This window comes from Thalassobacillus sp. B23F22_16 (assembly GCF_043496955.1).
Taxonomy (GTDB): Bacteria; Bacillota; Bacilli; order Bacillales; family Halobacillaceae; genus Thalassobacillus; species Thalassobacillus devorans_A.
On record NZ_JBIEKD010000001.1, the window covers coordinates 383343 to 402620 of the forward strand.

17 protein-coding genes are annotated in these 19278 nt (G+C 44.3%); 5 read left to right on the plus strand and 12 right to left on the minus strand.

Going from position 1 to position 19278, the window contains the following annotated elements:
- Positions 1-70: 70 nt before the first annotated feature.
- The 3 genes from ACGTNI_RS01870 to ACGTNI_RS01880 are packed head-to-tail and all read right to left on the minus strand — an operon-like array spanning position 71 to position 2205.
- Positions 71-853: a 2-keto-4-pentenoate hydratase gene (locus ACGTNI_RS01870; RefSeq protein ID WP_394459592.1), complete on the minus strand. Its 783-nt coding sequence runs from the start codon at positions 851-853 to the stop codon at positions 71-73.
- 23 nt (positions 854-876) lie between these two features.
- Positions 877-1698 carry an adenylyltransferase/cytidyltransferase family protein gene (locus ACGTNI_RS01875; protein ID WP_394459594.1) on the minus strand — a complete coding sequence of 274 codons (822 nt, stop codon included), beginning with the start codon at positions 1696-1698 and terminating at the stop codon, positions 877-879.
- A 27-nt stretch (positions 1699-1725) separates the two neighbouring features.
- On the minus strand, positions 1726-2205 hold the full coding sequence (locus ACGTNI_RS01880) for a flavin reductase family protein (RefSeq protein WP_394459597.1): 480 nt from the start codon (positions 2203-2205) through the stop codon (positions 1726-1728).
- 492 nt (positions 2206-2697) lie between these two features.
- On the opposite strand from ACGTNI_RS01880, the gene ACGTNI_RS01885 reads away from it, so the two are divergent.
- The 4 genes from ACGTNI_RS01885 to ACGTNI_RS01900 all read left to right on the plus strand — a co-directional run bounded on the left by ACGTNI_RS01885 (position 2698) and on the right by ACGTNI_RS01900 (position 7984).
- On the plus strand, positions 2698-4533 hold the full coding sequence (locus tag ACGTNI_RS01885; RefSeq protein WP_394459599.1) for a helix-turn-helix domain-containing protein: 1836 nt from the start codon (positions 2698-2700) through the stop codon (positions 4531-4533).
- Between the two features lie 304 nt (positions 4534-4837).
- A complete protein-coding gene (locus tag ACGTNI_RS01890) occupies positions 4838-6046 on the plus strand; it encodes an acyl-CoA dehydrogenase family protein (RefSeq protein ID WP_394459602.1) in 1209 nt (402 codons plus the stop codon).
- A 48-nt stretch (positions 6047-6094) separates the two neighbouring features.
- Entirely contained in the window at positions 6095-7072 is a 978-nt protein-coding gene (locus tag ACGTNI_RS01895) for a catechol 2,3-dioxygenase (RefSeq protein WP_394459604.1), read from the plus strand.
- A gap of 90 nt (positions 7073-7162) precedes the next feature.
- Positions 7163-7984, plus strand: a complete 822-nt coding sequence (locus tag ACGTNI_RS01900) for an alpha/beta fold hydrolase (protein WP_394459607.1) — start codon at positions 7163-7165, stop codon at positions 7982-7984.
- Positions 7985-8032: 48 nt separating this feature from the next.
- Here the strand turns inward: ACGTNI_RS01900 and ACGTNI_RS01905 are convergent, their stop codons facing one another.
- The 9 genes from ACGTNI_RS01905 to gabT form a co-directional block, all read right to left on the minus strand.
- Positions 8033-8734, minus strand: coding sequence for an aspartate/glutamate racemase family protein (locus tag ACGTNI_RS01905; RefSeq protein ID WP_394459609.1), 702 nt, complete (start codon positions 8732-8734; stop codon positions 8033-8035).
- A gap of 134 nt (positions 8735-8868) precedes the next feature.
- Complete coding sequence (locus ACGTNI_RS01910; protein WP_394459611.1) at positions 8869-9441, minus strand: hypothetical protein; 573 nt, start codon at positions 9439-9441, stop codon at positions 8869-8871.
- A 353-nt stretch (positions 9442-9794) separates the two neighbouring features.
- On the minus strand, positions 9795-10583 hold the full coding sequence (locus ACGTNI_RS01915) for a dihydrodipicolinate synthase family protein (protein WP_394459613.1): 789 nt from the start codon (positions 10581-10583) through the stop codon (positions 9795-9797).
- A gap of 35 nt (positions 10584-10618) precedes the next feature.
- Positions 10619-11884, minus strand: coding sequence for a M20 family metallopeptidase (locus tag ACGTNI_RS01920; RefSeq protein WP_394459615.1), 1266 nt, complete (start codon positions 11882-11884; stop codon positions 10619-10621).
- 32 nt (positions 11885-11916) lie between these two features.
- A complete protein-coding gene (locus ACGTNI_RS01925) occupies positions 11917-13143 on the minus strand; it encodes a Zn-dependent hydrolase (protein ID WP_394459617.1) in 1227 nt (408 codons plus the stop codon).
- 23 nt (positions 13144-13166) lie between these two features.
- Positions 13167-14759 carry a sodium:solute symporter family protein gene (locus ACGTNI_RS01930; protein ID WP_394459619.1) on the minus strand — a complete coding sequence of 531 codons (1593 nt, stop codon included), beginning with the start codon at positions 14757-14759 and terminating at the stop codon, positions 13167-13169.
- A 12-nt stretch (positions 14760-14771) separates the two neighbouring features.
- Positions 14772-14951, minus strand: coding sequence for a hypothetical protein (locus ACGTNI_RS01935; RefSeq protein WP_394459621.1), 180 nt, complete (start codon positions 14949-14951; stop codon positions 14772-14774).
- A 27-nt stretch (positions 14952-14978) separates the two neighbouring features.
- Positions 14979-16373, minus strand: coding sequence for an NAD-dependent succinate-semialdehyde dehydrogenase (locus ACGTNI_RS01940; RefSeq protein WP_394459623.1), 1395 nt, complete (start codon positions 16371-16373; stop codon positions 14979-14981).
- 20 nt (positions 16374-16393) lie between these two features.
- On the minus strand, positions 16394-17701 hold the full coding sequence (gene gabT, locus ACGTNI_RS01945) for a 4-aminobutyrate--2-oxoglutarate transaminase (protein WP_085507074.1): 1308 nt from the start codon (positions 17699-17701) through the stop codon (positions 16394-16396).
- A 110-nt stretch (positions 17702-17811) separates the two neighbouring features.
- Between gabT and gabR the strand changes: the two genes are divergently transcribed.
- Entirely contained in the window at positions 17812-19224 is a 1413-nt protein-coding gene (gene gabR, locus ACGTNI_RS01950; RefSeq protein ID WP_394459625.1) for a MocR-like transcriptional regulator GabR, read from the plus strand.
- Positions 19225-19278 lie beyond the last annotated feature (54 nt).

Genomic DNA, 19278 nt, shown 5'->3' on the forward strand with positions numbered 1-19278 from the left:
CCTTCTATTCACGTATAAAAAAATCCTTCTCCTGTCATACGCATTCGCAGAAGGGATAACATCCACAAATCTATTTTCCGAATTGTATCGCTACGGTTCCCAAACCTTCAAATTCAGCTTGGAACGCATCGCCATTTTGTACCGGGACCGCTTTAGCCAACGCTCCTGCCAGAATACATTCTCCCGTATGCAAGGTAATATCGTATTCCCCTAAAGCATTGGCCAGCCAGACTACCGCTTCCAGAGGATTCCCCAATACCGCAGACCCTTTGGCATTATCGAGAAAGCTCCCATTTTGATATACGCTCATTTCTACATTTGGAAGGTCAAGCTCTTCCAGTCTTTTCTTCCCCTTACCAAACACGACACCGGCGGAAGAACCGTTATCTGCTACGGTATCCTCGAACTTGATTTTCCAATCCTTAATCCGGCTGTCAATAATTTCAGCTGCGGGAATGACATAATCGATTGCCTGCTTTACATCATCCAAGGTAACCCCTGGCCCCTTAAGGGAATCTTTTAGCACAAAAGCGATTTCGAATTCTACTTTTGGTGCAATAAAGCGGTCAGCATCGATAGGAGCTTCTTCCGAAAAGACCATTTCATCCAGTATGTGGCCATAATCAGGTCGATCAACCCCAAGCATCGTCTGCATCGCCTTACTTGTCAGTCCGATTTTCTTTCCTTTCATAACCGCTCCATTTCTTTTCCGCTCTTCCACATATTCTAATTGGATGTGATAAGCATCTTCCACGGAAATAGAATCATCCGTGTCGGTTAAGGGAGCGATCGGCTTGCGATTCTTTTCTGCTTCATAGATTTCCAGAGCTGCACACTTTAGCTTTTCAGCCATTATTCCCACGCTTCCTTTCCTGATCATACATGCTCGTATATTTTTTGAGTGGACAGGGACTTTCTCCAAATGACGGAAACGTCTGCCCCGTTAAGCGTCCTGGCTAATCGTTCATCTACTATTTGGAATCGATCATTTTCCCGGTTGTTATTTACTGTTGTGTAAAAGATTTCATTTCCCGTGTTAATTGTCACTTCATAGACCCCGCTCCCCGGCAGCATGTAATAATCTGCCGGTATAAAAGTCTGGTTAATTAATTTACCTCGAACTTCATACAAGCGCCCCATCATGGCAGACAGGTCATTGACGCGCCCTTCAGCAATCGTATTTCTAATGCGTGTCGAGCTTATCTTTTTTCCCAGGTACTCGATTTTATGGACCTTGGTCACAGCTAACTTACCATCTGAATCCTCTTTCAGGCGATCAATATTCCCTTCTCCCATCTTGCCGTAATGAAAATCATATCCTGCTACGGCATGCACGGTATCGAAGTTTACTAGATATTTTTCTACATATTGCTGCGGGGAAAGTGAGGCAAAGTGTGTATCAAATTCTACGATATAGAAGCAATCCACTCCCAATGTCTCCAGCACCTGTGCTTTGTCTTTCAAAGGCATCAAATAATCGAATTTCTTCTTCCCGCCGGAAAGGACGACTTTAGGATGGGGGAAAAAGCTCATCACCGTTAAATCCACACCCCTTCTTTCCGCTTCTTTTTTGGCTTCCCGTATTACTCTTTGATGCCCTTTATGCACGCCATCAAAGAAACCTAAAGCGATGACATTTTCTCTGGAATGCTTCTGCCAATAAGTCAGGTTCTGTGAATTTAAATAGATGGTTTTCATCCGCTTTTTCCCCTTTCCTTAAATAGATCAGTTAGATACGCTTTCCATTTCTTTTAGTTCACGATATTTCCCACAATTAAAGATCAATGGGTCGCCATCCTTCAGTTCCATCTCTGTGACACGCCCGACAAACAAGGTGTGATCTCCTTCTACATGTTCATTATAGATTTCACAGGAAAGCTGAACTAATGCATTTCTCACGACAGGAACTCCTTCCAGATAATCAAATTGGAACTCTTCCTCCGGTTGCTTTTGCCCGGCAAAAATCATTGATTCTTCCTGTTGCTCACAGGATAAGACATTCACGGAAAAATGGTTGCTTTCCTTGATTTTATGCAGCATCTTTGCATCTTCTTTTACCGATATCACAATCAACTTCGGATCAAGAGAAACAGACATGAATGCATTCGCTGTCATCCCGTGCACTTGTCCATCCGTTTCTGTCGCTATCACTGTCACCCCGGTTGCAAACTTCCCCATTGCATTTCTGAATTGACGATCATCCATCAAAATTACCTCCTTGATAGTAGTATTAAAATTTATTATTCATGCATCAGCTGGGTTGGAGTCCCACTGTTACACTCCTCTCACGCTTCATACCATCTGTTGCTACTTAAAATACCTGCGATTTACCATATAACTCTCCTTTTCTTGAAAGTAAAAATTATTCTGACAATTTTCGCGATGTGTGTTATAATGTTTTGCAACTTAAATATAGTGGTTACTCTTTAAATCTGGTCCATTTAAAATGTAACCGTTTCCAAATAATACTAGATTAAGAGATAAAGGAAAAAGTCAGAATAATATTGCTCCCCTCACCCCTTATGCCTCTCGCCTGGTGTTGATTAACTAAATAGTAGCACTTATGTTTTTGAAATGAATCCTACGATAAATAGCAAAATTCTTTGTTTTTTCGTGTGAAAAGTTTAAAAAGCTATTCACAGGAAGCCTCATCATAAGTGTTACTGAGTAACATTCATTAGGAAGGGGTGGCTGCATATGAGTACTGATTTGAGCCGCACAAATTTAAATGACGTATTTGAATTACCGAAAGAAGAGGCATTGCATGCTTTTTATGAACGGATGGTTACGATTCCGATTACGGCAATTTCGTCTTTAAAAAAGGAGCTGCGATCCACAATCGGAGACGATCGCTCCAAGGGAATTTTTGTCCGCTATGGCTGGCATAATGGTGTGAGTGACGGAGAAAAAGCGTTGAGCTGCGAGTGGAAAACAGAGCTTGACCTAATTAACGCCGGGCCCAAATTGCACCAGTTACATGGCTACCTCGATCGGGTCGAAATCGATAATATCCATTATGATGACAAGGGTGACTTGGATGCCATCGACGTCTCCTGGTTCAATTCATTTGAAGCGGATGAATATTTAAAAGGCGGGATTCCCAGTGACCAGCCTGTCTGTCACACCATGTGCGGATATGCGAGCGGGTATCTATCCACTGTCTTGAAAAGACCGATCCTTGTAAAAGAAACGAAATGCAGTGCCATGGGCGAAGATAAATGTGAAGTCATTTGTATGCCGATGGAAAAATGGGGACAAGAGCTGGAAAACGAATATCGGTATTATCAGTCCAACAGTATGATTCAGGAATTGGATGAAATCACTGCAAAATTTAAAAAAGAACGGGATAATTTAAATAAAGCTTACCATGTGCATCGGAAATTAATTGAAGAATTGCTGGCGAAACAAGGACTGCAAAAAATAGTCGACTTACTATATGAAACAACCGGTCTGCCGGTATTTATTGAAAATGAATACAATCAAATCATGGTCCAATCGGAGCATGTTACGATTGATTTTGACCTGGAGAAAATAAATACGGAAGCGACGAAGTTTATCAGTGGTCCAGATGGCATCGGCATTCTTCGGACGCCTATTTGGTTAGAACAGGAGATCAAGGGTTATTGCTCGTTTCTCTATTTAGATGGTCATACACCCAATGATTTAGAGCATATGGTGATCGACCAGGCTTCCCTGACTGCTTCCATTATACTGCTGAATGAAAACATCAAGGTCAATACCGAACAGAACATCAGACGTGGGTTCTTAAGTGACATACTAGGAAGAAGGTTAGAGAAAGAAGAACTCTATAAAATAGCCTATTACCTGAATTTTAACCCGGATGATTCCTACTGGATGCTGACAATGGAACGAGATATCAATAGCTCCGAGCTGAATTACGAGATTGAAGTGAATGAAGATCTCATCCGGTACATTAACTTATTTTTTAAAGAGAGACATGTAAATGCCATTGTATCTCAAAAAGCAGGTAAAATTATCATCTTAGTTGAGTATTCTTCTTTCAAAGAAGTATGTATGAAGCAACTGAAATTCATCAAACAATTGTTAAAGCATTGTTCCCGCCGCTTCGGCAATTATAAGTTCTTTGTCGGTGTCAGTTCTGTCGTTGAAAAAATTGACCAGCTGCCAATTTTATATGACGAGACTTTGGCAACGTTAAAAGCGAAAAATCCAAACAAGCAGGTTCAGTTTTTTGAAGACTTAGGGATTGAAAGTGTCTTATTTCAACTCCCGGATGAGACATTAATCAATCGATTCGTGCACAAACAAGTCGGTGAGTTACTCGAATGTGACAAAAATTCTGAGTTGACCGAAACGCTCTATGCTTATATAGAGAATGGTCTTAACATTAATCACACCGCCAAGGCTCTGACCATGTCGATCAGCGGGCTTCGTTACCGTTTGGACAAAATCAGCGATATTTTAAACATCGATCTGAACGACACACAAAGCGTATTTTCCGTATATATGGCATTGAATATCTTAAAAACCAAAGGAAAAATAAAAATCTGAATATACCATTTTCTGGAGGGCTCCGGGGTGTGACCATTCACACCCCGGAGCCCTCCAAATTATTCCAACCTTAGATTTTTCTAAGGTTTTTTGTTTGTTACAAAAAGACTGTCGAAACCCCTCCATTTCTACACGTCTCTCCTCCTTCCGTGTATACAAATTCGTATAAATAGTCTGAAAATACAATAAACTTTCGTATTTTTAGTAGCTATCTTAATGTTTGCACAGTCCATATAATGATAACCAATCAGGCAGGCCTGCTGATTAATCTGACAGCGCTTACAAAAAAGAAGGAGGAATAACATTGTCCATCCATACGTTAGAAACTCAACAAACAGCTAACCGGGAAGAACTGCTGCAAAAAGCACAAGAAGTTGGTGAACTGGCTGAACAGCATGCATTACAAGCTGATATAGACGCGAAATTACCAGATGTCGTCATTGAAAAAATAAAAGAAGCCGGCTTTCATAAGCTGCTTCGACCAAAAGCCTATGGCGGCCAGGAAGTCGATTACTATACCTTTGGCGATATCATTCGAACGATAGCCAACTACAGTGTTCCCGCCTCCTGGCTCACTTATTTCGCTATTATCCACGAAACATGGCCAGCATTTTTGCCGGAACAGGGCCGTGAGGAACTATACAACAGTGGCTCATTAATGGCTGATGTGTTTGCTCCGGTTGGTAAGGTTACGGATGACCCGGATGGAAAAGGCTACCGGATCAGCGGTCACTGGAATTTCTGCAGCGGTGTCTTATGGTGTGACTGGATTGCTCTCGGGGCCGTTCACAAAATGAGAGATGCTGACGAGCCTGAGTTAAGCCTGTTTATCGTTCATAAAAAAGATACAGAAATCATTGAGAATTGGGATGCAATCGGACTTCGCGGAACAGGCAGTAATGCGGTTAAAGTAGAGGATGTTTATGTCGAGCCAAGCTCCGTCTTCCCATTATCACGCGTAGTTAAAGGTGCTACAGCCCCGGATGGCAATTACGAAGAAGACTATCAAATCTTCAATGTTCCTTATCTAGCATTCTTCTTATCCGGGTTCCCGCAGGTTGCCATCGGTGGATTGGAACGCCTGGTGCAGAACTTTAAAGAAAAAACGAAAGGCCGCGTTCGAATCTATAATAAAAATTCCAATGAAAAAGACGCGGGAAGCGCCCAGCGGACGCTAGGAGAATTAACCACACAGCTGAACGCTTTAAAAGCAGTGGCAAAAGAATATATGGATAAATTGCATTATTACCAGGAAAACGGTATTCGCGTTTTAGAAGAGGAAGAGCGTGAACAGCTATTCGCGATGCGCGGTTATGTTGCTAAAACAGCTGCGGAAACAGCGACACGGGTGTTAATTACCCTCGGTGGAAATTCCCTCTATAAGGACATGCATACCGAACGGTTTGTTCGTGACTTACTCGCTGTTGCCTCCCACCCTACCCATCTGTATGAAGATGCAATGGTTGGATACGGAAAATCCATTCTTGGTCTGGATGGGCACCCAATGTGGTAAATCGAAAGTTTTGCTAATAAATAACCAATATTAAAGGAGGAAATTCAAATGACAAAAGAACCGATTCTTGATGTTGCACACCTCGCACACGTAGAAATTTACAGCCCGAAAGTAGAGGAATCCGTAGCATTTTTCACCGACATTATGGGAATGAGTGTCGCCCACCGGGAAGGAAAGTCCGTGTATATGCGGGCGTATGAGGATCACTATCATAATACACTGATCATTACCGAAAATGAGGAAGCTGGATTAGGTCACCTTGCCTTACGGGCTACCTCCCCTCAGGCCCTGGAGCGCCGTGTCGCTGCTATTGAGAAAATGGGCTACGGGATTGGCTGGATCGATGGCGATATCGGTCATGGTCCTGCCTATCAATTTCACTCCCCTGATGGCCATAAGGAAGAAATTTTCTGGGAGGTTGACTATTACGAGGCCCCTGAGGAAGAGAAAACACCGTTGTTAAACCGTCCACAACGACGTCCGAATTATGGTGTTCCAGTACGTCGGCTGGACCATATTAATCTACTGGCAAAAGAAACGAATAAAAACGTAGCCTTTTACGAGGAAGCACTCGGATTTAAAGTTCGCGAGCGTATTCTAGCGGACGATGACTCGGATATTGCTGCCTGGTTAAGCGTTAGTAACCTGGTTCACGATATCGCTATTATGGGGGATGCATTAGGCGAAGAAGGACGCCTCCACCACATTTGCTACTGGTATGGATTTCCCCAGCATTTATCAGATGTTGCCGATTTACTGATCGAGCGTGGTTACGAAATTGAAGCTGGTCCAGGGAAACACGGTGTCACGCAAGCCTGCTTTTTATACGTGGTCGAACCTGGCGGCAATCGTGTTGAATTATTCGGTGACCCTGGCTACCAGATTTTCGATCCGGACTGGAAGACCGTGGAATGGAAAGGGAAAGATTTAGAGAAGGCGATTATTTGGCACGGCTCTAATCTACCTCAAGAGTTTTTCGAATATGGAACGCCAGTAAAAAGAAAGACCCCTGTGAAAAATTCTTAAAACCTACTTTTCAAATAATCTATCAAGAAAGAGGACTTTCAAGTACCTCTTTCTTGCTTTCTAATAACTTGCCTTAAAGGAGTGTTTCACTTGCAAATGAATTCGAATTATATGGAAGTCAATGGCATCAATACTCACTATCATGAAGAAGGTTCCGGCAAAGAAAAAATGATTCTGATCCACGGTTCCGGACCAGGAGTATCCGCTTTTGCCAACTGGCGCCTCGTTATTCCACATTTAAGTGAGTCCCTGCATGTGTTTGCCCCAGACATCGTGGGTTTTGGTGAAACAGATAAACTGCCAAAAGATGAATATACACTGGATCTGTGGGTAAACCATCTGATTGATTTTATAGAATCGGTCTCCGATGAAGCCGTGTATTTAGTTGGAAATTCTTTTGGCGGGGCCTTGTCCCTCCATGTTGCTCACAGAAGACCTGATTTAGTAAAAAAATTAATTTTGATGGGGACGGTCGGAGTGCAGCATAAATTATCCTACGGTTTGGATCGTGTCTGGGGATACGAACCTAGCATGGAATCGATGCGTGAACTGATTCAATTATTCTCCTATAACCAGGATGCAGCCAATAATGAAGAACTGGTTCAGTTACGTTATGAAGCCAGTATAGAACCAGAAACGAAAGAAGCATTCCAAGCGATGTTTTTCGATTCCCGCCAGGAAAGATTGGATGAACTTGCGCTGCCGGATGATGAACTAAAAAAAATCACCACGGAAACCTTATTGTTCCACGGGTTAAATGACCAGGTCATTAAATTTGAGGATACCAGTTACAAATTAATTCAGCTATTACCTCATGCTGAATTGCATTTGTTCAATGAATGCGGTCACTGGACGCAAATTGAAAAGACAGAACAGTTTATTAATCATATATTTGCTTTTTTAAAAAACTAATAAAAAAGCCTGGCCCCTAAAGATTAGCTCCTAGGGGCCAGGCTCAAATTATCCCTCACGGAAAACCTGCTCTATCATCTTATCCACATGGATTTTCATCGTATTGATAAGCGGAATAGATACATCGCCTTCCTTTAAAATCATCGGAAGTTCTGTGCATCCAAGAATTAGACCATCTATCCCTGACTCCTCTATCATCTGATTGACCACCTGAATAAAGTCTTTCTTCGTATCCTCTTTCACGATGCCATTTTCTAATTCTTCCACAATTTTTTCATGCAAATACGCCTGCTGCTCTTCCGATGGGACCGTAATTTTCTCGTTATGTTTCCAAAATTGATCTTTGAAAAAATTGTGCTCCATCGTAAACTTTGTCCCTAGCAGGCCTGCGTTTTCGATGCCCATTTCCTTTGTCCGCTCGTACGTAGCCTCAACAATACTGATCATTGGAACATTCACCTGCTTACGGACTTCATCAAAGACGATATGCGGGGTGTTGGCAGCAATGACGATAAAATCAGCACCTATTGACTCCAGCTGCTGGGCAGCGTTCCCTACATATTCGATCAGCTTATCGATTTCATTTTCTGAAATAAATTGAAAAATATTATACATGTTGATGCTGTTAATGTAGAGCTCCGGGAGCTTCTGCCTGCTGTTGACACGCTGCTGGTACTTATCAATGAAAAGCTTGTAATAATCTACAGTGGACTCGGGACCTAACCCACCTATAATACCTGCTCGTTTCATACTAACATCCCCTCCTCTAGAACATTGCTACTTTTATTTTCGCATGAGGGATGGAATCGTACAATAAATAAAAAAACGCCTGATCCCTAAGACGATAAATAGCAATCTATTGGGGACCAGGAAAAGGAACTATTTTACCAGTAATAAGAGTTATTGGGGTAATAATAGGAACCGCTCATTCCTGAGTTTCGTCCAAACCGATTACCTTGCTGGCCTGGCATCGTGCCACCGCCAGGCATGCCACCTTGACCTGGTCCAGGCAAACCAGGCATCATCCCGCCGCCAGGCATTCCCTGACCGTTCCCCTGCCCGGGAGCTGGAAATCCAGGCATTCCGCCTTGGCCATTACCGCCCTGCCCCGGAAATGGTAGCTGGGGCATCATGCCGCCTTGACCGTTTCCATTGCCATTGCCCTGGCCTGGTTGTGGAAGTTGTTCCAGTATCTCACCGTAAGGAATTTCTTCCTGTCCCCCGTTCCCGTTACCTTGCCCGTTGCCCTGGCCTGGTCCGCCTGGTGCTCCCTGGACTGGTACTGGATAACAGACAACCGAAAGCTCTTCCCCATCGGATGGGGTAAATGTACCTTCCATTCCACCTTCTATTTGTGGCGCACTATCTTGAGGAAAGCACACCATGGGACCCTGGCCGCCATTTTGCTGTCGGTGTCCCGGGTAAGTCATTGGCTGATAAGGATAGTAATAATACATGTCATTCGCCTCCTTGATATACATCCTCATCCTATTCAGCTTCAGCCCGCTTCGGGTGCCTCCACCCCAAAAATGATTCACCCGCCCATATGTTCAGATTTAAAAAAACAGAGCTTTTATGAGACAATACATTGATATATTAGAAAATACGGATACTAACTGAGACACATTCCACAACATATTAGACAATTTCGAAGTTTAAATAGACAAATTCAAAAATAAATTAGACATTCCCGCGCCGTTGTTAGACAATTACTGCTTATATGAGACAAACCCAAATCGCCATTCCTGCTAATTTAAAAGTGCCTGACCCCCATGAAGAATTGGGGAGCAGACACTTTTCAGGAATAAAATTATAATGGTGAACGGCAGATGCCTGCATCTATTCCAAGTGAATTATAGTGATTTTTAATAGATTCAATGAGCGGCTGCTCTGTGGCTTCATCAATCAACCTCTTGTATTCTTCATACCTGGTCTCTTTATTACACAGGTCATGCAGCATGCTTTTCATTTCCAGTGGATAAATATTTCCGACCATACTGGAAAGCCCATTGCAGCCATCCTTTATCTGCTGGTCTGCCTGCATGTCTCCTGCTGCATACAAAATAAAATTATCAGGAAATTCTATATCATCATGACGTCTTTTATCGCCGCCATCTTTCAACCCAACTATATTCGAGTGCCTACTAAGAAGCTCCCGGAACGAATCCGTGCTCAAGTCAAAACCGGTTCTCGCAGGATTATTATAAAGGATCACATCCTTGGTAGTCAGGCTTAACAGTTCTTCTACATAATAAACAGCCTGAGCTTGTGTCGGTTTTATATATGGAGGAAATCCTAGCAGTATTCCATCGAAAATAGATCCTTCCAGTTTCGCTACAAGTCTTTGTGCGTCTTTCAACCTTGTGGCAGCCACTCCAAAAATAAGCTCCACACCTGCAAAATTCTGCTCATTTAAATAATCGATGATTTGTATTCTTTCTTCAATACTCAGGGAATGCTGCTCACCGGTTGTACCAGATATGACTATAGAGTCCACCCCATTCTCTTTCAAATAGGTAATAATTGAGCGGAACCCTTCCACATTCAACTGTTCATCGTTCAAAAAAGGTGTTGGAATGGCCACATTAAAAGGCTTCATGCATGTTTCCTCCTCTGAGTCCCACTCAATTGGGGTTACTTTTCTTCACACCACCGCAGAATGAAATCAGCGATTACATTCGTCACCGTCTTTAAACTTTCCAGCTCAATGTATTCGTTTGGCGCGTGCATATTAGCACCACTCGGCCCATAACAGGTAGCCGGGATGTTAAACTCTCCGTATGCTCTTAGGTCCGTCGTTGCCGTGAAAGCCAGGTTCTCCGCCTGGGTTCCGGTGACAGCATTATGGGAGTTGCTCATCTCTTGCATGATGGCTTCTTCATTGGAAATCGTGTAGCCCGGCGCAGAGAAACCGAAAAATGTAACTTCCGGTGCCACTTCTTTCAGCCAGTCATCTTCCTTTGCTGCATCCAGTAACCACTGTTTAACTTCTTTTTGAACAGTTTTTGGATCGGTTCCCGGGTAAAAGCCGACTCTCGCGTCAAAAGTACATTCTGTCGGCACACTGGAAGCCCAGTCTCCGCCTTCTACTTTACCGACATTGACATTGAGCGGATGCGGGTGATGGTCAAAATCACGGTGTTTCGGCTGGCTGTTGATATGCTCCCGATAATCCATCAACGCATCCATCAGTTTGTGCGCTTTCATGATTGCATTCTGTGCACTTTCTGCACGTTCGACGTGAGCGCCCGCTCCCTTTACTTTCACCTGGAGCCACATGACACCCACTTGTGAATGGAGGAGACGCAAATTGGTCGGTTCCGGGATCATGGCTCCATCGGCGGTATAACCGTGATCCAATAAAGCCAGCGCCCCGTTTCCAGTACATTCCTCTTCGATGACACTTTGGATCTGCAGGTCTGCACCCAGCTCCACGCCGAGGTTACGCAAGGCTTTGACTGCGAAAACGATGGCTGCAAAGCCGCCTTTCATATCCAGCAGGCCTCTGCCATACATCTTGCCGTCTTTGATGACAGGTGCATATGGATTCGTATCCCACTGGTCTTCAGGGCCGGCACTTACTACGTCCATATGGCTTTGCAGAATCAGGCTTTTCCCTTTTTTCTGTCCGGTGTTTTTCCATTCACCTACAACTACCGGACGGTCTTCGTATGACCAGTCGGGTTCCCCAAAGTTTTCATAATCTTTCAACCGTTCTGGATCGACTGCCACCGACTCAGTCTCCAGCCCCATATCCTGCAAGTAATGATAGATAAATTCCTGTACTTCTTTTTCATTTCCTAACGTACTTGGAAAACTTCCGAGCGTTTTCAAAAACAGCTTTTCTTCTTCCCACAATTCATCTATTTTCTTTCTTACCAGATCTCTGTTTGTTCCCATCACTAATGCCCACCTTATTCCGATATTCTGGTCTATTCTTCAGCCAATGCCAGCGTGGTTTGATAGAGCACGTTGGCACCGCTTATGATATCTTCATCCAGCGTCAGTTCCGATGGTACGTGACTCTTACCGTTGACACTTGGGAGAAAAATCATCGCAGTCGGACCAATATTGTTAATATACTTGGCATCATGGCCGGCTCCGCTGACGATTTTTCTTGAGGAATAGCCTAAGTCTTCAACACTTTCTTCAATGGCATCGAGAATTCCTTTGTCAAAATCGATTTTTTCCGTTTCCCATAGTTCCGTCGTATCGACGTCCACTTGTCTATCCTGGCAAACTTCCCGAATAAGAGTCTTTGCTTCTTCTACCGCTTCCTCCCTCAGAGAATCATCGGTGCTGCGGATATCCACGGTGAAATAAACCTCACCAGGAACGCAATTGACGGTGTCAGGTGACGCCGAAATTTTGCCGACGGTTACCGTCACCTCTGTATTCGCGACCTTCTTTTCCAGATGGTGCATGATTTCCGCGGCAGCCATCAGCGCATCTTTTCGTAAATGCATTGGGGTAGGACCTGCGTGGTCCGCTTCCCCTGTAACCGTCACTTCCATCCAGCTGATGCCCTGAACACCTTCCACAATTCCGATCTGCTTGTTCTCATCCTCAAGAACAGGGCCCTGTTCGATATGGAGTTCCACATAAGAGTGAAAATCACCGAGCCTGTTTTCTTTTTCGCCTTTGTAGCCGATTCTTTGCAGTTCCTCCTGAAAGCTGTGTCCGTCACGATCTTTTCTGCTATAGACATACTCCTGATCAAATACACCGGCTATACCACCAGACCCAAGCATAGGAGGTTCGAACCTCGCTCCTTCTTCGTTCGTGAAATTGACGATTTCCACAGGCCTGTCTGTTTCGATGTTATGATCATTCAATGTGTTGACCACTTCAAGCGCCAGCAGCACACCGAGCACACCATCGAACCTGCCTCCTGCCGGCTGCGTGTCCAGGTGAGAACCAAGTACTACTGGAGGAAGAACTTTCTTTCCTTTCCTTCTGGCATACATGTTTCCAAAGTCGTCCACCCGTACACTCAGGCCAGCCTTTTCACACCAGGCTTTGAATACATCTCTCATTTTTTTATCCTCATCGGAAAGAGCCAAACGCCTTAGCCCTTTCCCGGGAATAGCACCGATTTCCGAGCTTTTCGATAAATTACGAAATAGCCTTTCTTCGTTGATATGATTCAACGTTTTCATCTCCCCTACTCCCTCCTTCTTTTCTACAAGCCGAGTTTAATGAAGAAATAACCCCAGACTACCACGGATATAAATGTGAACAATACAGAAACCGTAATAATCTGTTTATACTGTTTTTTAATCTTTTGAAGCCCGTCCGGCTGTTTCATGAATTCCTGAATCGTTATTTTCGCCATACCCGTACTCTTCATCTCCGTGAAGTAATTCAGTTCGTATGTGGTTGGTTTGGTTACGAGAGCTGCAATAATTAGCGTAGCAATCGAGACGAGAAGGGCGAGCATCAGTTCATCGACGCCAGTCGGAAGTGTCATGATTCCCGCTTTAATGAGCTCACCGAATAGGATGAACGAAGCCACCCCGGCAACCATGCTGGTGGAAGCTGCTTTACTATTCATTTTCTTCCATTCGAACGATGCTACTATTGTTGGCAGCCAGCCGACAGCAAAGATGGAACCGGCATAAATGGAAATCCAGTAGATAGCGGACGGCTGCGCGATGGCGATGGCGCAGATGACAACCGCTACGATTACCTGCCCAATTCTGGCGGCAGTCAGGCTCTGTTTTTCATTGAGCTCTTTTTCAAATAATCTTTCATACAAGTCTCGGGATAACGCGAAACCTACGAGAACGAAAAGGGTTGAAGCCGTGGACATGATAGAAGCCATTAATGCAGCGAGGCCTACTCCGGCAATTGCAGGGGTGGTGAATTCCATAAACCCAACAATCATAGCATTATCCGCTGGAGTAATGTTTGGTTTCAGCACTTGCATTCCACCTGCAGCAATGAAAACCGTCAGCTGCATGAATGGTGCAAAAAATACACCGATAATGGCAGTTTTCAATATAACGAAGTCGTTTTTGGCAGGAAACACACGGGATACAAGGGCAGGCATACAAGTAAAGAAAAGGATCCATACAAGGAACTGAGAAATCGACCATCCGATTGAGCGATCTTCCGTACCGCCAATCGTCCAGTAGTTAGGCAGTGTCTCGGAAAGGCCTTTCATTTGTTCAAAACCTGCCTGTCCAATAATCATTGGAGCGATGACAACAGAAATAGCAAGCATCGTGAAAAACATTAACGTATCGGTCACTACGACACCGTACATTCCACCAAAAGCAGTGAACGCAATTAAAGCGACCGTAAACAGCACGATAAGCAATTTGAAGTTAATCCCGGTGATTTCAGCGAGTACCAGTCCTGCTCCAATGAACTGGATAACCCCATATCCGACTAATCCGACAATCATTATAACAATAGCAATAATGCTGACCCATTTGTTATTGAACCGTTTATCAAAGAAGTCCGGCATCGTCTTACAATTTAACGCTTTCATTTTTCTTCCAACATACACAACTGCAAGCAGTGTTCCGATCCAGGCACCAAATGAACCAAGTGTCGCGATAACCAGAGGTCCCTCTGCATAGGACACACCGGCAATCCCTAATAAAGTCGCGGCACTAAGATAAGTGGCTGCAAGGGTACCAACAATCAGTAATGTCGATCCCCTTCCTCCCATTGTATAGAAATCGTCACTATTTTTAACATAACGGGCTATGAAAGCCCCGGCAAGAACGTAAAGTAATAAAACGAGCGCAAATATAGTTAACGCCATATGTCATCCCCCCTAAATATTACTCTTGATGTGTTTATTTTCATCTTCTGCGTTAACTTCCTGTTCCTCTTTCTTTTCCAACTCCCTGATGACAGGGAGGTACTGCTTCCGCAGAATTGCTATCACTACAATCGAAGAAACGACGGTCACAAGCGTCGCGTTTAAAAATAATATCAGTACTTCGACATTCATCATTACACCTCCATTTAACAATAAAGCCTATTGAATGCCCCCGATGGACAGGTATTTTGTTTCTACGTATGGCTCAATTCCTTCAGGACCACCTTCACGTCCGATGCCGCTTTCCTTCACACCACCAAATGGGGCATGAGCTGCAGACGGTGCGCCGTCATTCCAGCCGAGAATTCCAAATTTCAGATGTTCCTGGAAGTAGATACCGGTTCGGTAATCATTAGTGAAGAAGTAGGCAGCCAGACCAAATGGGGTGCTGTTGGCAATTTCCACCGCTTCTTCATTTTCACGGAACGTTGTCAATGGAAGCACCGGACCGAACGTCTCTTCCTGCATGATGTCCATTTCTGCACCGACATTTTCAAGGACGGTCGGATGTACAAAATAATAGCCTTTGTCGTCATCTTTATCGTATTGATGTCCATAGAGTACTCTTGCACCTTTAGCCACAGCGTCTTCAATCTGTCGATTAATCTTTTCATATCCTTCCCCATTGATCACCGGACCAACATCTGTATTTTCCTCGAGTCCGTTTCCGACCTTCAGCTGTTTGACACGAGAGGTCAGCTGCTCGGAAAATTCGTTGGCAATATCTTCATGAACCAGGACACGGTTCGCACAGATGCATGTCTGCCCTGCGTTTCGGAATTTTGACGCAAGTGCCTGCTCGACAGCGAAATCAATATCGGCATCTTTTGCGACGATGAGCGGCGCATGCCCTCCGAGCTCCATGGATACATGCTTCATCGTAGCGGCACTGTTTTTCATCAGCAATTTACCGACTGGTGTAGAACCTGTGAAAGTAATTTTGCGAACCAATTTGCTATCCGTGAAAATCGGTCCGACATCTTTCCCGTATCCATTTACATACTGAACAGCATCGTCCGGAATGCCTGCCTCATGTGCCAGTTCTACGAGCCTCATCGTAGTAAGCGGCGTCTCTTCGGCAGGTTTTACAATGAACGTGCAGCCGGCAGCCAAAGCTGGAGCGGCTTTTCTCGTCATCATTGCTGCCGGGAAGTTCCAAGGCGTGATCGCCGCAACGAGTCCGACCGGTTCTTTCGTAACGATGATCCGCTTCGTTTCTGTATGAGCGGGAACGGTCCGGCCATACAGACGCTTTGCTTCCTCCGCATACCAGTCAATGTAGCTCGCTGCATAGGCTACTTCTCCTCGCGATTCTTTCAACGGCTTCCCGCTTTCCAATGTCATCACTTCTGCTAAACTTTCTGTCTCTTCTTTGATTTTGGATGACCACTCTTTTAGAAGCGCGGACCTTTGATGGGCATTTATCCTGGACCATGACTTAAAGGCATCGTCTCCTGCTTTTATCGCTTTTTTTATATCGGCAGCAGGTGTGACTGCCACTTCTCTAACTACTTCCCCGGTAGCGGGGTTGTTTACTTTAATTGTATTACTCATAAGTCCTCTTCCTTTCTTTATCAGTCTGCAGCTGCGTCAAATGCTCTATCCAGAATCTCTATTCCTTCTTTCAGCTCTTCATCCGTGATAACCAGCGGGGAAAGAAAACGGACGACGTTACCTTTTACACCAGCGGAGAGTAACAGTAACCCGTTATTATTCGCATAGGATGTAATTGCCGCGGTTCTTGTTTTATCAGGATTTCCTTCTGCATCATTGATTTCTACAGCGACCATCGCACCCAGCCGGCGAATATCACCGAGGAAACGATGACGGTCTTTCAATTCCACCAGTTTCTCTTCCAGTACAGCACCGATCTGCTCCGCTTTATCATTCAGGTTTTCTTCCTCAATAATATCAATAACCGCTAGTGCTGCTTCACAGGCAAGCGGGTTTCCGGCGTAGGTTCCGCCAAGCTCTCCCGGAGATGAAGCATCCATAATCTCCGCCTTACCGACGACGGCACTAAGCGGAAGACCGGCAGCAAGTGATTTCGATAGCGTCATAAGGTCTGGTTCGATATCAAAATGTTCACTCGCAAACAGTTTACCCGTACGGGAAAAGCCTGTCTGAATTTCGTCAGCGACAAACACAATGCCGTGCTCGCTGCAGAATTGCTGCACTTCCTGCACAAAGCGTTTCGGAGGTATGATAAAGCCTCCCTCTCCTTGTACCGGCTCCATAACTACACAAGCTGCCGTTTCCGGGGCAACCGATGTTACGAAGAATTCTTTGAAGCGATTGATACTGAAATCGATATACTCCTCATCGGTCATTTGCTCTGGTTTATTTGACATATACGGGAATGGAGCCTGATACACTTCCGGGGAGTATGGTCCGAAGTTGAATTTATATGGCTTCACCTTACTGGTCATTCCCATTGTCAGGTTCGTACGTCCGTGGAAAGCCCTTTCAAATGAAACAACTGCCTGACGATTGGTATATTTTCTAGCGATTTTCACTGCATTCTCAACGGCTTCTGCTCCCGAGTTGAACAGAATTGCCATCTTATCGAAAGAACCAGGTGTAATGGTACATAGCTTTTCAGCCAGGTTGATGTAGCTGTCATACATAATGACGTTGAATCCGGGATGAAGATAGCGGTCGGCCTGTTTTTTCACAGCTTCCGTTACTTTGGGATGTGTGTGCCCGACATTCAGCGTCCCAATCGCTCCTGCAAAATCAATCCATTTGCCACCTTCGTTATCAATCACTGTTGCACCCTTGGCATAGTCAGCTATATTGGTATTTCCGTTTCCTAATCCTTTAGGTATATATTTCTTTCTTTTCTTTTGTAAATCATCTCTTGTTAGCGTTTGATCCGTCATGTGTAACCCTCCCTGTAATTTGTAGATTATTATGACAATTATCTGGTATAATTAAAAGGACCAGTTTTTTAAATTTAATGGTACCAGAAACAAAGAAGGAGGGGAGACGCTTGTTTTTCCAGATTAAAAAGGGGGATGCATACCCCGCTATCTACAAACAGATTTATACACACCTGAAGGACCTGATTCTCGAGGAAGCCCTAACCGAACGAAAGCTTCCCTCAAAACGGAAACTAGCTCAGGATCTCGGTGTCAGTGTTAATTCTGTTGCTCACGCCTATGAACAATTACTTGCAGAAGGTTATATATACAGTGTGGAACGAAAAGGTTATATGGTGGAAGATATTACTCGCTATATTAAAAAGGACTGGGAGAACGATCCATTCCCCGATGAGCTGAAAGAAAACGGCAAGCAAGAAAGTTTCCGGCCGGAGGTTACTTTTTCACATATTGCAACCGATGCGGAGCATTTTCCATTCAAGAAATGGAGAAGGTACCAACAGCATGTAATCAATCATCACAAAAAACAGCTTTCCCTGCTGCCCCATCCCCAAGGTCCTTATGAACTCCGAGAATCGATTGCTACCATGATCGCCCTGAGCCGCGGTGTCCGATGCAGACCGGAACAGATTATCATAGGCTCAGGAACCCAGCCTCTGATTCACAAACTAATGTCCCTGCAGCCGCGTTCGACTACCATCGCAGTTGAAAATCCAGGCTACCAGCGTTTCTATCAGCTACTAAAAGATATGGATTTTACAGTAGAGCCAATCGACCTCGATGACCAGGGAATTTCTGTTGAGGCTATCAGGGAAAGGGATCCTAAGTGGGTTTTTGTTACCCCGTCCCACCAGTTTCCGACAGGCACGATTATGCCCATTAATCGGAGAATAAAACTTTTAAATTGGGCTGCTGAGTCGCCGGACCGCTACATCGTTGAAGATGATTATGATAGTGAATTCAAGTACGAGACGGACCACATCCCTTCGCTTCAGAGTTTAGACCGAAACCGACAGGTCATTTATACAGGAACATTTTCCAAAACACTGCTGCCGAGCCTGCGCATCAGCTATATGGTTCTTCCTCCTGATTTGTTAAAACGCTACCGCAATGCATTCAGTCATTGGATTGATGGCCCATCCGGTCTCAACCTGTGGACGCTGAAATATTTTATCGACAAAGGAGAATACAGCAGGCACATCAAACGAATGAATGCGCGCTACAAAGCGAAACGAGCGAAGCTCATTCGAGAGTTGCAGCTGGTTTTTGAAGATAAGATAACGATACAAGACATCCCTGCAGGTCTCCATTTTCTAGTTGAACTGGACACCGCTCTCTCCTATAAAGACATTGAAGAGCTGGCAAAAGAAAGAAAAATAGAATTATATACGATTCGCCGTTTCTTTCTCCAGGATACCAAAATGCCTGAAACGGATAAGAAAAAACTGATTATCGGATTTGCTAACATGAAGGAAGACAAAATAAGGGAATCCGTAGAACGTTTAGCTTCTCTTTTCTCCTAACCTTCACAAAGCTTTCAATAAGCCATTAAAATGCCGCAGGCGCTGTGTACTACA